The following is a 14982-nucleotide window of genomic DNA, read 5'->3' as shown; positions in this document are numbered from 1 at the left end:
CGAGGCGCAGGTGGTCGAGGGGGCGAACGCGATCACGACGGCCGAGACGACCGCCGACGGCGACCTCTACGTCTCCGTCTCGCTGGCGAGCCTCGAAGTGGGGACGGTCGGCGGCGGGACGAAGCTCCCGACCCAGCGAGCGAGCCTGGAGATCCTCGGCGTCGCGGGCGGCGGCGACCCGGCCGGGAGCAACGCCGACGCGCTCGCGGAGTCGATCGCGGTCTGCGCGCTCGCGGGCGAGCTCTCCCTGCTCGCCGCGCTCGGCTCGCGGCACCTCTCGTCGGCGCACGAGGAGCTCGGCCGGTGAGGGCGGCCCCCGGGCCGCGCCCGCCGACCGCCTCCTAGTCCGACCAGCGCGGGCAGTCCTCGCGGAGCGCCTCCCGCCCCGCGTCGGTGACGCGGTACACCGCCTCGCCGGAGACGCGCTCGACGAGCCCGGCGTCTTCGAGGGCCGTCAGCCGGGACTCGGCGTGGTCGGCGTACAGGCCCGTGTTCCCGGCGATGAACGCCTGGTAGTCCGCGCCGACGTCGGTGAGGTACGAGAGCAGCCGCTCGTCGGAGCGGGTCAGCGACGGGCGGTCCGAGCCGATCCGCTCGTCGCCCTCGCCGTCCGCGGAACCCTCCCCCGAACGGTCGGTCGGCCGTGCGTCGGGTGCGCCCATCTCACACGTGGTGACGTGTACCACGATAAAGGCGTCACCGGCGGTTCTCACTCGCTGGGAGTCGCCGCCGCTCTGGGGAACGTGTTCGGCAGCCGAACTCTCGACTCGGGAATCGCCTCGCCCCGCTCAGTCGTCGGCGTCGGCGGAGGACGCACCGGCGGCGCCGGCGCCCCCGCTGCCCCCCTCGCCGCCGGAGGAGCGGCCGGCGAGCAACGGGGTCCCGTCGGCGCGCGGGCCGAGCCGGGGACCGTGCGGGCCGTCGTCGGGGTCGATCCGGCGCCGGGTGCGGTAGTCGGTGGAGCGCTCGACGGGCGTCCGACCGATCGCCGTGATCATCTCGACGTAGTCGTCGAACGAGCGGTACTCGCCGTACTCGCCGCCCGCGCGGCTGGTGATCTCCTCGGAGAGGATGGTGCCCATGAAGTCGTCGGCGCCGCAGTTGAGCAGCTTGAGCCCGTGGGCGTCGCCCGACTTCACCCACGAGGCCTGGACGTGGTCGACGTTGTCCAAGAAGAGGCGCGCGACCGCCACCACGAGTTCGTCCTCGGCGCGCGAGGGGCCGGAGTCGACCACTCCTTGGCGGTACAGCGGAGTGTTCTGATGGATGAAGGAGAGCGGGACGAACTCCGTGATCGCGCCCGTGCGGTCCTGGAGGTCGCGGATCACCTCCAGATGTTGCGCGCGGTGGGCGACCGTCTCGACGTGGCCGTACATCATCGTGGAGGTGACGTCCAAGCCGGCCGCGGCCGCGCCCTCCATCGCGGCCACCCAGTCGCCGGTGCGGATCTTCCCCGGGCAGATCACGTCGCGGACCTCGTCGACGAGAATCTCGGCGGCGGTGCCCGGCGCGGAGTCGAGCCCGGCCGCGGCGAGCTCGCGGTAGACGGTCTCGTAGGTCCAGTCGGTGCCCCGCGAGGCGTGGTACGCCTCCTCGGGGGTCATCGAGTGGAGGTGGACGCCGCCGACCGACATCGCCGCCATCTGTTCGACGTAGGTTCCGGGGTCCGTCGCGTACGCCTCGGGGGGCTTGTAGTTCACCTCGCTCGCGGGGTCGTCACGTGCGGCGAGGATCTCGTGGTGCTCCTCGTTCAGCGCGAACGCCGGGTGGAGCCCGGAGACGGAACACACCTCGTACACGCCCATGTCGAGAGCGTCCTCGACGACCTCGCGGGACTCGGCCGGCGTCTTGGTGAACCCGGCGTGCTCGGCGTCGCTGTCGGCCTCGAACGCGTGCGCGGTGTCCTTGAAGTTACAGAACAGACAGCCCGTGTTACAGGCCGTGGTGACGTTGTTGTTGAGGTTGGCGACGAAGGTGACCTCGTCGCCGACCTCCTCGGCCCGGCGGCGGTCGGCCGCCTCCAGCACGGCCTCCTTGCGGACGGGGTCGATCCCCCGCGAGGCCGTGCCGGTGGCGAGCAGTTCGGTCGCGTCGTCGACCGTCAGCCGGACCCCGTCGCGGGCCTTCGCGAGCGCGTTCTCGAACGACTGGTCGGTCGCGGGCGCCGCGAAGTCGAACTCGCTCGCGTCGCTCTCCGACCCGCCGGCCGCGCCGCTCTCGCGCCCGCCGTTCCCGCTCTCGTCCGATCCGCTCGCGCCGGAATCGCCCCCCGAACTCATCCCCTAACGCTCCCGGTTCCACCCTGATAAACGGGCGGGTCGCGACACCGATCGAGTCGAGAAGAGGACGCCGATCGCGGATGTCTGTTTATAGATGACTGTGGTGGCGCGTGCCTGCGAGCGGCCGCCATCGGCGGCCGCGAGACAGCACCGCGCGAGGGAGTCGGCCGACCGCAAGGAGACCGACGAGGCTGGGGCTTTGGCGGAGTCCTCCGCGGATTTGTAGTCGACTGCTAATAAGCGAGCAGTTGGGACTTTGGCGGTGTTAGGAGCCGATCCGCCAGAAACAACTTATAAATAACCGACCGAGTCACCCGAATCGATTCACGCCACGTCCCGATCCTCGTCGGCGTGCGAGCGGACCCACAGCTCCCCGATCCGCGAGAGGCTCGTCCGGTAGGACTTCCCGTGCTCCTCGCGTTCGATGTACCCCTTCCCGCCGGGACCGAGCCGGTCGACGTTGTAGATCACCTTCGAGCGGAACGAGTCCGTGTACTCCTCGTTGAGCTCGGCCGCGAGCGTCTCCGCCAGCTCGGAGACGGACTCGAACTCGCCGTGCTCGCCGAGCGTGAACAGCACCAGCTCCTCGAACGGCTTGACGTTCTGGAAGGAGGCGACCGGCAGCTCGATCACGTGGCGGTCGCCGATCCGCTTCGCGCCGATGGTGGTGCCGCGCTCGTCGAACTCCGCGAGGAGGTCCGTGGTGCTCGCGAGCCGGTCGGCGACGCGGTCGGGATCGACGCCCGCGTCCGCGAGCGCGTCGGCGTCGCTCCCCTGGTCGAGGTCGCGCAGGAGGTCACGGGTCGCGCGGAGTTCCTCCGCCAACTCGGTTTCGAGGTACTTCTCGGGGGCGGTGTAGTAGGTGTGGATGCGGTCGCGGTCCGCCTGCCGCTCGACCATTATCGAGTGGGCCGCGGTCGCGAACGCGAAGGAGACGGGCCGGGGCATCGAACAGAGGTTCACCCACACCTCGCGCTCGTCGGACTCGTCGACTCCCTCCTCGCGATCGAGTTCAGCGTTGATCAGGTCGAAGGCGCGCTCGAAGGCGGCGTCGTAGTCGTACACGTCGTCCAACTGCTCGCGGACCGTCTCCGCGCCGAGCAGGTTCTGGAAGTCCTGTTCCAGTTTGCGCGCGATGTTGCGCGAGTACTCGACGTTGGCCTCGCTGCCGACCGTCCCCTCCAAGAGGATCACCCGGTCGACGTCGAACTGGTCCCGGATGAGGGGGGCGATCATCCGGTCGTAGTCGAACCCGACGGGCACGACGTGGGTCTGCATACCCTGACCGTGGGTGTGGGATTCATAAAAACCACCAGATCACTCCGCGACGCGAGCGGTCGCGAACGGAGCCGACCTCGCCGCCGGCGCCCGTCTCGCCGCCGGCGAGCTACCCGTCGCTTCCCGTCCGGAACGACAGGTCGAGCGCCGGCGCGGAGTGGGTGAGCCCGCCCATCGAGATCACGTCCACCCCGGTCGCGGCGTAGTCCGGGACGGTCTCGACCGTGATCCCGCCCGACGCTTCGGTCAGCGCGTCTCCGTCCGCGGCGGCCACGCGCTCAGCCGCCGCCGTCGTCTCCGGGGGCGCCATGTTGTCGAGCAGGACGACGTCGGCGCCGGCCGCGGCGGCGCGCGCGGCGGCGTCCGGGCCCTCGACCTCGACCTCGACGCCCGTCGCGAAGGAGGCGCGCTCGCGGAAGCGCTCGATCGCCTCCGTCAGCCCCAGCTCCGCGACGTGGTTGTCCTTGACCATGACCATGTGCGAGAGGTCAAGGCGGTGGGTGTCGCCGCCGGCGGCCGCGACGGCGCGCTTCTCGACGCCGCGGAGCCCGGGCGTTGTCTTGCGGGTCGCCGCGACCCGAACGTCGTCGTCGACCTCGCGGGCGGCCGCGACCGCGGCGAAGGTCCGCGTCGCCACTCCCGAGACGTGTGCCGCGACGTTCACGGCGACGCGCTCGCCGCGGAGGACCGCCTGTGCCGGTCCCGCGACCCGCAGCAGCGCGTCGCCGGGCTCGACCGCGGTCCCGTCCGCGACGCGCTCGGTCACGGTCGCGTCGAGGTAGTCGAACACGGCGCTCGCGGCGTCGACGCCGGCCGCGACGCCGGACTCTTTCGCGACGAGCCGGCCGCTCGTCTCGCCCGGCACGTCGTTCGTCACGTCGTGGTGCCCCACGTCCTCGCGGAGCCAGCGCTCCACGTCGGCGTCGGTGAGCATCAGTCGTCGGCGGCCGGCCCGGGTTCGGCGGGCTCGGCGTCGTCCGCGACGTAGTGCGTCCCGACGCTCTCGTCGTTCGCCAGCGCCTGTCGCGTCACCAACAGCGCCGTCACGGTCGCGTTGCGGAGCTCGTACAGCGAGCGCGAGGTCCGCGTCCGGACGTAGGCGTCGACCTCGCCCTTGAGCCGCCGCAGGACGTCGAGCGCCCGTCGGAGGTCGGCGGGGTCGCGCTCGATCCCGACGTGCTCTCCCATCACTCGGCGGAGTCGGCGGAACTTCTCGCGGGCGAACGCTGACGGGAGGTCGGGGTCGCGGTCCAGTAGGTCCGGGGGCGCGACCCGCTCTGGGTCCGCCGGCGCCCCGTCGGAACCTGCCGCCTCGGCCGCGTCGGCGCCCGCCCGGAGCCCCCAGACGAGCCCTTCGAGGAGGCTCGTGGAGGCGAGGCGGTTCGCGCCGTGGACGCCGGTCCGCGCGCACTCGCCGACCGCGTAGAGCCGGTCGAGGGTCGTCCGCCCGCGGTCGTCGACGGCGACGCCGCCACAGAGGAAGTGCTCGGCGGGCGCGACGGGGATCCCCTCGTCGGGATCGACGCCGCGGTCGGCGCACTTCTCGGCGAGCCCGGGGAACGCGCCCGCGAAGTCAAGCGGCCCCACCTCGAGGCGAACCTCGCCCGTGGCGTCGCGCTCGGCGGCCACGGCCCGCGATACCACGTCGCGCGGCGCGAGTTCGGCGTCGTCGTGGTACTCCGGCATGAACCGCTCGCCGTCGCCGTTGCGCAGTAGCGCGCCCTCACCGCGGACCGCCTCGCTGACCAGGAACCCCTCCTCGTTCGGGCCCGCGTCGTACGCCGTCGGGTGGAACTGGACGAACTCCATGTCGGTCACGTCGGCGCCCGCGAGCGCGGCCATCGCGACCCCGTCGCCGGTGGCGCCGCGCGGGTTCGTCGAGCGCGGGAACAGGTCGCCGACTCCGCCGGTCGCGAGCACGGTCGCGTTCGCGTACATCGGGACGCGACCGTCGTCCGACGCCACGACGGCCCCGTGGACCCGCCCCTCGCGCGTGATCAACTCCAGCGCGGCCGCGTCGCCGACGACCTCGACGCCGTCGCGTCCGTCGAGGTGGTTCAACAGCGGGACGTGGACGTGCTCGCCCGTCGCCGCGCCCACGTGGAGGATCCGGTCCTCGCTGTGGGCGGCCTCGCGGCCGTAGTCGAACGCGTCGGCGCCCGCCTCGCGGTCGAACTCGACGCCGAGCGTGTCGACGAGCACGTCCCGGACGGCGCCGTCGGCGTTTTCGACGAGCACGTCGACCGCGTCCGGGTCGGCCGTCCCGTCCGAGGCCGCCAGCACGTCGCGCTTGAACCGCTCCGGTCGGTCGCGGGCGACGGCGATCCCGCCCTGCGCCCACCACGACGCGGCGTCCGCGGGGCGCGTGGCCTTCGTCGCCACCGTCACTTCGCGCCCCTCGCGCGCTGCGGCGAGCGCGGCCGTCAGGCCGGCGATCCCCGAGCCGACGACCAGCACGTCTGCGGTCTCGTGGCCCGTCATCTCACACCTCCAGCATGCGGTCGAGCGCGGCGCGCGCGAGCTTCTTCTCCTCGGGCGCGACCTCGACGACGTTGCGCTCGCGTCCGGCGGCCAGCTCTTCGAGCACCCACGCGAGGTAGTTCGGGTCGATCTGGCGCATCGCGTTACAGTCCATACACGCCTCGCCGCACAGCGGGACGACGTTCACCTCCGGGTGCCACCGCTGGAGGTGGCGGGTCAGGTGGACCTCGGTGCCGATCGCCCACGTCTCGCCGGGGTCGGCCTCGGCGACGGTCTCGCGGATCGTCGCGGTGGAGCCGACCACGTCCGCCGCCTCGACCACCTCCCGGCGGCACTCGGGGTGGACGACGACTCGCGCGTCCTCGTGGTCCGCCCGGACCTGCTCGACGTGTGACGGGCTGAACCGCTCGTGGACCTGACAGTAGCCGTCCCAGAGGATCACGTCGTTGTCGACGACCGCCGCCGCGTCGGCGGAGGCGGCGTCCCACGGGTCCCACTCGGCGATCTCCTCTTCGAGCCCGAGCCGGTGGGCGGTGTTCTCCCCCAGGTGCTTGTCGGGGAGGAACAGCACTTTGTCGCCCTCGTCGAGGGCGTACTCGAAGGCGCGGTGGGCGTTCGAGGAGGTACACACCAAGCCGCCGTGCTCGGCGCAGAACGCCTTGAGGTCGGCGTAGCTGTTCATGTAGGTGACCGGTACGACGTCCGCGTCGGTCGCGGCCGTCAGCTCCGCCCAGGCCGCGTCGACCTGGAGCGCCTCGGCCATCCCCGCCATCGGGCACGACGCCTCCATGCTCGGGAGGACGACCGTCTGGTCGTCGTCGGTGATGATGTCGGCGGACTCGGCCATGAACGTGACCCCGCCGAAGACGACGTACTCCGCGTCGGCCGCGGCGGCCTCCTTGCTCAGCTGGTAGGAGTCGCCGACGAAGTCCGCGTGCTCGACGATCTCGCGTCGCTGGTAGTTGTGGCCGAGGATTACCACGTCGTCGCCGAGCGCGTCCAGCGCCCCCTCGATCCGTCGCGTTCGCTCGGCCTCGTCGAAGTCGCGGTATTCAGGCGGAAGCTGTTCGAGATTATCGTACTTGAAGAGACTGAGTTCGGTATCGAACTCAGCGGTTTCCATTGCTGTCATAGTGTATTTTCGTCGCGTGCTTTCTCACAGACTCGTATAGTGAAAAGATTTTGTCTTCAATAACCTTGTTCGACTGATTACAAGCTCTTTGAGTTCGTTCAGGTGCGCTATTTTCAAACAGCTCGGGCGGTCTCGCCAGCGATCTCGGGAGCGCGGGCCGGTGACCACTCCCCGGGGGCCGCGAGCCCGACAGACCCCGAGCGCGGTGGGAGTTCCCCGCCGCGGGCGATCCGCCGAGCGAGCGCGCCTCGTGATTCCCGGGATTCGCGGCCCTCGGGATTCGCCGCGCGAGTGCCGCCTCCCTTACGGTTATGACGTGTCATACCGTACCACTATACGGTATGGCGCAAACAGAGGTCAAAGAGGAACTGTACGTCGACCAGTACACGCTCGGCCTCGTCGGGCCCGACCAGGAGTGGGCCGGGACGGTCGCCGACGGCGGCCGGGTGACGACGTACACGCCGCCGGGCTGTTGGGGGCCGATGGTGACGCCGTCGTTCCGCGGCGGCCACGAGGTGACGCGCCCGATCCGCGTCGAGGGCGCCGAGGTCGGCGACGCGGTCGCGATCCACATCCGCGACGTGGAGGTGACGAGCATGGCGACCAGCACGGGCTCGATGGCGGAGCGGGACGAGGCGTTCGGCGACGACCCCTTCGTCGACCACCGCTGTCCCGAGTGTGGGACGACGTGGCCCGACTCTGTCGTCGAGGGCACCGGCGAGGACGCGATCCGCTGCGCGGAGTGCGGCGCCAACGCCTCCTCGTTCGGCTTCGAGTACGGGTACACCGTCGCGTTCGACCACGAGAACGCGGTCGGGATCACCCTCGACAAGGACGGGGCCCACGAGCTCGCGACCGACGCGGAGCGCGTGATGGACATTCCCGAGAACGCCCGCCAACACCCGATCCTGCTGTACGAGCCGGACGGGATGCCCGGAACGCTGGGTCGCCTCCGCCCGTTCATCGGGAACATCGGCACCACGCCGCCGGTCACCATGCCCGACTCGCACAACGCCGGCGACTTCGGGCAGAACCTGATCGGCGCCGACCACGACTACGGCGTCGAGACAGAGGACGACCTCGACCTGCGCACCGACGGCCACATGGACGTGCCCGAGGTCCGCGCGGGCGCCACGCTGATCTGCCCCGTCGTCGTCGACGGCGGCGGGGTCTACGTCGGCGACCTCCACGCGAACCAGGGTGACGGCGAGCTCTCCCTCCATACCACCGACGTGAGCGGGACCGTCACGATGGACGTGGAGGTGATCGAGGACGTCGACCTCGACGGCCCCGTCCTCCTGCCGAACGAGGAGGACCTCCCCTTCATCAGCGCGCCCTACAGCGACGAGGAGATCGAGGCGGGCGACGACCTCGGAGACGAACACGGCGTCGACATCGACACCGACGCCGCCCCGATACAGGTGATCGGCTCGGGCGCGACCGCCAACGACGCCACGCAGAACGCCTTCGACCGCGCCGGGACGCTGCTCGGCATGAGCGAGGGCGAGGTCCGCGCCCGATGTACGTTCACTGGGGGCGTCCAGATCGGCCGGCTGCCGGGCGTCGTCCAGCTCGACATGCTCGTGCCCGCGGACGTGCTGGAGGAGTCCGGCCTCGGCGACGTGACGCGCGAACAGTACGGGCTGTAAGTCGGAGCGTCCGTCGCCGCGGTCGATCGCCTCGCTATTGCTGCCGGCGGACCGACGGCACGCACCGGCAGAGCCCCGGTCGCTCGCCGATAGGTGACTGCTGGCCGAGCGGTGACGACCACCGCAATATCCTCCGGCCTCGTGTCCCACGCCTCTCACCGCCGCGCCCGCCCGCGCCCGGCGGTCGTCCGCGACGGCCCCGCCGGGATCCGGCGCGTCGGCCCCTGTGACTCCGCCCTCTCTCGCAGGCGCTCGACGCGCTCGTCGGTCGACGGGTGCGTCGATAGCCAGCGCTCGGCCGCCCCGTCGGTCCGCTTGTGCGTCGAGAACGGGGCGAACGACCACGTCGGATCGGTCGCGCGCTCGATCCGGCGGAGCGCCCGCGCGAGCGCCACCGGGTCGCCGGTCACCTCGGCCGCGCGGTCGTCGGCCGCGAACTCCCGCTTGCGCGACCGCGAGCGAGCGACGAGCGTCGCGAGGACGAACCCGGCGAACAGCGCGCCCGCGAGCGCCCGGTGGAGCCGCGCGAAGGGGCCGGACCGGTCGCCCGGTCGCCCGCGGATCCACGCCGACGCGGCGGCGAGCCCCGACAGCGCGAGCAGCGCCGGGAGGGCCACCACGGTGGCGATCCCGACCAGCGAGCGCCCGATCCCGTCGGCCATCGCGATCGCGAAGCCGTCGTTCCCCTCCAAGTGCGCCAGCTCGTGCGCGAAGATTGCCTCGATCTCGCGGGGGGCGAGCAGCCGGAACAGTGACCGGTCGATCACCAGCGCGCCGCCGTCCGCCCCGCCCCCGACCGCGAACGCGTTCGGCGCGCGCGCGTCGGTGACGTACAGCTTCGGGCGCGCGACGTCCATCCGCGCCGCGAGCGAGTCGACCCGGCGGTGGAGGTCCGGCGCCCGCTCCCGGGGGACGCGGTCGCCCTCCAGGTTCGCGAGGATCTGCGCGGTGCCGAGCCGGTAGCTGAGGTACGCCGAGCCGAGCGCGCCGGCGGCCAGCAGCGCGAGGAGGACCGGGAGGTCGGGGCGGGCGGCCCAGACCGCGCGCAGCAGGTCGGCGACGAACAGCGCCGCGGTCAGGTAGACGGCGAGCAGGGCGACGCCGACGACCGCCGCGGCCGCGCGAAACGCGAGCCGAGACATGGCCGGAGCTACGCGACGGCGGGGCAAACGCGTTGCGGCCGGGGCGGTCGCGGCGGTCGCCGTCGCCGCGTCGCGACGGCTCGCCGCCCGGGCTCTCGGCGTCCCGACCTCACCCACCCGCCACGCCGGAAGGAAAAGCGGTAATTCCCCGGCGGCGAAACCGGCTGTCATGGACGCACGCGTCCGCGAGCACGCCGAGATAATCGCCGACCACGCCACCGACATCCAGTCGGGCGACGACGTGGTCATCCAGATGCCCAAGGAGGCCGAGGACCTCGCGGTCGCGCTCCACGAGGTCTGCGGCGACCGCGGGGCGAACCCGATCTACCTCAACTACTCGAAGCGCGCCCAGCACGCCTTCAAGCGCTCCTCGGAGGATTTCACCGAGCCGAGTCACCGCCGGGCGCTCTACGAGGAGGCTGACGTGTTCGTCATCGCGCGCGGCGGCGCGAACGCCACCGAGGACGCCGACATCGACCCCGAGACCAACGCCGCGTACAACCGCGCGATGGAGGACGTCAAGCGGACCCGCCTCTCGAAGACGTGGTGTCTCACGCAGTACCCGACCGCGAGCCACGCCCAGCTCGCCGGGATGAGCACCGAGGCGTACGAGAACTTCGTGTGGGACGCCGTCTCGCTCGACTGGGACGAACAGCGCGAGTTCCAGTCGAACATGGTCGAGATCCTGGACGAGGCGGACGAGGTTCGGATCGTGTCCGGCGAGGAGACCGACCTCACGCTCGACGTGTCGGGGAACTCCACGCTCAACGACTACGGCGAGGCGACCCTCCCCGGCGGCGAGGTGTTCACCGCGCCGACGCGCGACGGCGTCGACGGCGAGGTCCACTTCGACCTGCCCCTCTACCGCTACGGCCGCGAGATCGACGGGGTCCGGCTCCGGTTCGAGGACGGCGAGGTCGTCTCCCACTCCGCCGAGCGCAACGAGGATCTCCTCTCCGGCATCCTCGACACCGACGAGGGCTCGCGTCGCCTCGGCGAGCTCGGCATCGGGATGAACCGCCAGATCGACCGGTTCACCTACAACATGCTGTTCGACGAGAAGATGGGCGACACGGTCCACATGGCGGTCGGGTCGGCTTACCCGGAGACGGTCGGCGAGGAGAACGCGGTCAACGAGTCCGCCGAACACGTCGACATGATCGTCGACATGAGCGAGGACTCGGTTATCGAGGTCGACGGCGAGGTCGTCCAGCGGAACGGAACGTTCGTCTTCGAGGACGGGTTCTGAGGCGGCCAGCGTATCGAGCGCCGTCGCCGCGCGCGCCGCTCACGCCGACTCGGCGGCTCGCTCCGCGCTCCGGCGACCGAACGCCGCGTACGCGACGAGGAGGACGCCGAACAGCCCGACGGTGCCGAGCGCGGCGGGGACCGGGTAGTCGGCGAGCGGCGCGATCTCCCCCTCAGGCGTCCCGAACACGTCGACGACGCCGGTGCCAACCGACAGCGCGAGCACGGCGAGCCACATCGTTCCGACGGCGTACCCGAGCGGGACCAGTCGGTCCGTGCGTGCCGCGTGCGCGACGACCGCGCCGCCGCCGAGGACCGGGAGCGCGACGAGCGGGCCGGTCGGGTCGGGGAGAAGAACGCTCCCGCCGAGCGCGATCGCCGTCCAGTAGACGACGACGGCGACGGCCCTGCGGAGCGGGTCGGGGACGAACATGGCGTGAGCGTTCGGGCGGGTGGCACAAAACGGTCCGGGGCGTCCCGCCGCCCGCGCGTTCCCGCGGACACCGCGGCGACATTTATATCGCGAGGACGCGTACGGACCGGTATGCCCGAGGAAGTCATCTTCGAGTCCGAGAGCCGGCGGAGCCGCGAGGAGATTGCCGCGTACCTGCGGACGGTCGCGGACTCGCTCGACGACGGGAGCGCGATCACGCTCAGACGCGGCGAGGAGTCGACGACGCTGGACCCCCCCGCGAGACCGACCTTCGAGGTGAAGGCGGAGCGCGAGGGGCCCGCGGAAGGTCCGGGCGAGCTGAGCGTCGAGTTCGAGCTGGAGTGGGACGAGGACGGCGGCGAGGAGAGCGCGAACGGTGAGCTAGAGATCGAGTAGTCGGACTGTTTCGGGGTCGGCGACGAGAAGGGCGCGTCTCGTTCGCCGCTGGCAGTCCCCCGTTCGCCGTCGACCGCCCGCCGTTCGTGTATCGACCGCGTCGCGCGTGTCGCGCTACGGGACTTCGCCGGGGACCTCGACGAACGCGTCGCGTGCGGAGAGGTGATCGAGCGTGTCGTCGACCTCGACGCGGACCGACTCCATCCGGTCGAGGAGCTCCTCGTACTCGTCGGAGTTCGTCGTGCCCGCGGCCTCCAGCGCCGCCTTCTTGGAGGCGAGCGCGAAGAACTCCTGGCTGCGCTCGTCGAACGCGGCGCGGTGGAGCAGCACCTCGACGAGCGTGACCAAGTCCTCCTTGGTCACCGGCTTCGTCTTGTAGTCGTCGAACGGCATCTCGACGATGTCGACGTCCGGCTCGACGGCGGTCAGCATCGCCACGCGGGCGTCGTACCCCTCGTCGCGGATCGCGTCTAACACCTCATGGCCCGACATGTCGGGCATCCGTCGGTCCAGGAGGACCACGTCGACCGCGTCGTCCATCGCGTCGAGCGCCTCCTCGCCGCCGGTCGCGATCCGAACGTCGTAGGACGGGTCGAGGTACACCCGATACAGTTCCGCGAGGTCCGGCTCGTCGTCGACCGCGAGGACGGTCGCGTCCGGATCGCCCGTCATTGGCGGGACCTCCCGGTCCGTCCCTCGCGGTTCGCGAGCGCCGGACCGGCGCGTCTACCCGCCGTTCGTGCGTCCATGAGCGGGTGTTAGCTCACCTCCGTCTAAAACGTTGACTCCCAATTATCGTATTTGATACCGCAGGAGGCTGAGGGCGTTCACCCCCGCTCCGGGGGCCCGGCGGTCGCGCTCGTCTCGCCGATCCAACGGTCTCTCCGTGACCCAAAGGCACATTTACGCCCGCATCCTATTCCGGATAACGAATGTCTCACAGCCCGTCACTCCCCGACCGCCCGCGGTTGGAGCTCGACCCCGAGATGAGCGACGCGGAGCGGCTGGAGGCGATCCGCCAGCACTACCGGCGGATCGTTCAGGTGAACGATGAACTGGAAGATCGGCTCGCCGACGCAGAAGGGCGCCGCGGCGAGCTGAAGGACGACGTCGAGCAGCTGAAACGCGAGAACGAGGTCCTGAAGACCTCCTCGCTGTACATCGCCTCCGTCGAAGAGATCACCGACGACGGCGTCGTGATCAAACAGCACGGCAACAACCAGGAGGTCCTCACGCAGGCCGCGACGCGGCTCGACGAGGACCTCCGTCCCGGCGACCGCGTCGCGATCAACGACTCGTTCGCGGTCCAGCAGGTGCTCGACGACGAGACCGACTCCCGGGCGCAGGCGATGGAGGTCACCGAGTCCCCGGAGGTCGAGTACGCCGACATCGGCGGCATCGACGACCAGATCCGGGAGGTTCGCGAGGCCGTCGAGGACCCCCTCGAGAACCCCGAGCAGTTCGAGACGGTGGGCGTCGAACCCCCGAGCGGCGTCCTGCTCCACGGCCCGCCGGGCACCGGGAAGACGATGCTCGCGAAGGCGGTCGCCAACGAGTCCGACGCGACGTTCATCAAGATGGCCGGCTCCGAGCTCGTCCGGAAGTTCATCGGCGAGGGCGCGCGGCTCGTCCGCGACCTCTTCGAGCTCGCCGCCGAGCGCGAGCCCGCCGTCATCTTCATCGACGAGATCGACGCGGTCGCCGCCAAGCGGACGGACTCGAAGACCTCGGGCGACGCCGAGGTCCAGCGCACGATGATGCAGCTGCTCTCCGAGATGGACGGCTTCGACGACCGCGGCGAGGTCCGGATCATGGCCGCGACCAACCGCTTCGACATGCTCGACGAGGCGATCCTGCGTCCCGGCCGTTTCGACCGCCTCATCGAGGTGCCCGAGCCCGGTCCGGAGGGCCGCGAGCGCATCCTCGAAATCCACACCGCGGACATGAACGTCGCCGACGGCGTCGATCTCGGCGTCGTCGCCCGCGACCTCGACGGGTACAGCGGCGCGGACATCGCCTCGCTGGCGACCGAGGCCGGGATGTTTGCCATTCGCGACGGCCGCACCGAGGTGACGCAGGCGGACTTCGAGCAGGCCCGCGATAAGCTTCAGGACGCGGATACAGAGGACGAGCAGGTCATCAACTACCAGTACTGAGGCGACTGCGACTACGTGATTGAAGTTCGGTTTTTGCGAGGTGCTGTTGCGCCCGTTTCTTCGGCTGAAATTCCAGCGGTTCGTTTATAAATAGTTGACTGTGGATCGGCGGCGACCGCCGCCAAAGCCCCAGCCGTGAGGCGGGCGCAGGCGATGTAAGCACCGCAGCGAGTGAGCGGAGCGCAACGAGCGAGGGGCGCAACGAGCGTGCGCCCCGCCTCACGGCTGCCCCTCTGAGTCCCGTCCGCACCGCGCAGCACCGCACCTCACGTCTCCCCAACCTCGTCGCTCGCTGCGCTCGCGACTCCCTCGCGCGTGCTGCTCGCGGCCTACCGGCCGCTCGCAGGCACGCGCCACCGCCTTTTTATGAGTGTGATGCTCTCCGCGCCGGCGGGCGGGTTCGTAACCCCTTACCGCGCTCGCCGCCGATTCGCCGGTAATGAACACCATCCACGTCGCCGGCGGCGTCGGCGTCGCCGACACGGCGATGGCCTCCTACGACGCCGCGCTCGCGGACGCGAACCTCCACAACTACAACCTCGTGGCGGTCTCCTCGGTCGTCCCCGCCGAGGCGACCGTCGAAGCGGTGTCGGAGGCGCCGGATCTGGGTCCCGCTGGAAACCGGCTCACGGTCGTCGAGGCGCGCCGGACGATCGGTCCCGGGGACGAGGTCGACTTCCGCGAGGGCGGTCGCGCGGGCGCCGAGGGCGCCGAGTCGAAGCGGGCGCCCCGCCGACATCCCGACGCGGTCGCGGGGCTGGGCTGGGCGACCGGCCCGGGACCGGGAC

Annotated in this window: 14 protein-coding genes and 1 pseudogene; 6 read left to right on the top strand and 9 right to left on the bottom strand. The window is 71.0% G+C overall.

The window, feature by feature from the left end; genetic code table 11:
• Positions 1–307: pseudogene (locus B9G38_RS09980) on the top strand (3-hydroxy-3-methylglutaryl-CoA reductase); the annotation flags it as partial.
• A 34-nt stretch (positions 308–341) separates the two neighbouring features.
• On the opposite strand, the gene B9G38_RS09975 reads toward B9G38_RS09980, so the two are convergent.
• From B9G38_RS09975 to nadA, 6 genes are all read right to left on the bottom strand, one after another.
• Positions 342–662, bottom strand: coding sequence for a DUF2250 domain-containing protein (locus B9G38_RS09975; RefSeq protein ID WP_086220276.1), 321 nt, complete (start codon positions 660–662; stop codon positions 342–344).
• Positions 663–788: 126 nt separating this feature from the next.
• Entirely contained in the window at positions 789–2279 is a 1491-nt protein-coding gene (gene cofH / locus B9G38_RS09970) for a 7,8-didemethyl-8-hydroxy-5-deazariboflavin synthase subunit CofH (RefSeq protein WP_086220275.1), read from the bottom strand.
• A 324-nt stretch (positions 2280–2603) separates the two neighbouring features.
• Complete coding sequence (locus tag B9G38_RS09965; protein ID WP_049931568.1) at positions 2604–3557, bottom strand: DUF6293 family protein; 954 nt, start codon at positions 3555–3557, stop codon at positions 2604–2606.
• A 109-nt stretch (positions 3558–3666) separates the two neighbouring features.
• Entirely contained in the window at positions 3667–4491 is an 825-nt protein-coding gene (gene nadC / locus B9G38_RS09960; RefSeq protein WP_086220274.1) for a carboxylating nicotinate-nucleotide diphosphorylase, read from the bottom strand.
• Positions 4491–6038 carry an L-aspartate oxidase gene (locus B9G38_RS09955; RefSeq protein ID WP_086220273.1) on the bottom strand — a complete coding sequence of 516 codons (1548 nt, stop codon included), beginning with the start codon at positions 6036–6038 and terminating at the stop codon, positions 4491–4493. Before B9G38_RS09955 ends, nadC begins: the two co-directional genes overlap by 1 nt.
• A 1-nt stretch (position 6039) precedes the next feature.
• A complete protein-coding gene (gene nadA / locus B9G38_RS09950) occupies positions 6040–7170 on the bottom strand; it encodes a quinolinate synthase NadA (protein ID WP_086220272.1) in 1131 nt (376 codons plus the stop codon).
• Positions 7171–7511: 341 nt separating this feature from the next.
• Here nadA and B9G38_RS09945 point away from each other — a divergent pair, with 341 nt between their 5' ends.
• Complete coding sequence (locus tag B9G38_RS09945) at positions 7512–8819, top strand: acetamidase/formamidase family protein (protein WP_086220271.1); 1308 nt, start codon at positions 7512–7514, stop codon at positions 8817–8819.
• Positions 8820–8974: 155 nt separating this feature from the next.
• On the opposite strand, the gene B9G38_RS09940 is transcribed toward B9G38_RS09945, so the two are convergent.
• Positions 8975–9961, bottom strand: coding sequence for a M48 family metallopeptidase (locus B9G38_RS09940; RefSeq protein WP_086220270.1), 987 nt, complete (start codon positions 9959–9961; stop codon positions 8975–8977).
• Positions 9962–10130: 169 nt separating this feature from the next.
• Between B9G38_RS09940 and B9G38_RS09935 the strand changes: the two genes are divergently transcribed.
• Complete coding sequence (locus tag B9G38_RS09935) at positions 10131–11210, top strand: aminopeptidase (RefSeq protein ID WP_086220269.1); 1080 nt, start codon at positions 10131–10133, stop codon at positions 11208–11210.
• A 39-nt stretch (positions 11211–11249) separates the two neighbouring features.
• On the opposite strand, the gene B9G38_RS09930 is transcribed toward B9G38_RS09935, so the two are convergent.
• On the bottom strand, positions 11250–11642 hold the full coding sequence (locus B9G38_RS09930; protein ID WP_086220268.1) for a hypothetical protein: 393 nt from the start codon (positions 11640–11642) through the stop codon (positions 11250–11252).
• A gap of 111 nt (positions 11643–11753) precedes the next feature.
• On the opposite strand from B9G38_RS09930, the gene B9G38_RS09925 reads away from it, so the two are divergent.
• Entirely contained in the window at positions 11754–12038 is a 285-nt protein-coding gene (locus tag B9G38_RS09925; protein ID WP_086216597.1) for an amphi-Trp domain-containing protein, read from the top strand.
• A gap of 114 nt (positions 12039–12152) precedes the next feature.
• Here B9G38_RS09925 and B9G38_RS09920 read toward each other — a convergent pair whose 3' ends face one another.
• Positions 12153–12710: a response regulator gene (locus tag B9G38_RS09920; protein ID WP_049931577.1), complete on the bottom strand. Its 558-nt coding sequence runs from the start codon at positions 12708–12710 to the stop codon at positions 12153–12155.
• Between the two features lie 260 nt (positions 12711–12970).
• Here B9G38_RS09920 and B9G38_RS09915 point away from each other — a divergent pair, with 260 nt between their 5' ends.
• Both B9G38_RS09915 and B9G38_RS09910 read left to right on the top strand, forming a co-directional pair.
• Positions 12971–14194: a proteasome-activating nucleotidase gene (locus B9G38_RS09915; RefSeq protein ID WP_049931578.1), complete on the top strand. Its 1224-nt coding sequence runs from the start codon at positions 12971–12973 to the stop codon at positions 14192–14194.
• Between the two features lie 439 nt (positions 14195–14633).
• On the top strand, positions 14634–14982 hold a 349-nt coding region (locus tag B9G38_RS09910; RefSeq protein ID WP_233127185.1), incomplete at its 3' end, for a pyruvoyl-dependent arginine decarboxylase.

Source organism: Halorubrum sp. SD612, from assembly GCF_002135005.1.
The sequence above is the reverse complement of the archived record's forward strand: the minus strand, read 5'-3'. Positions and strand labels throughout refer to the sequence as shown.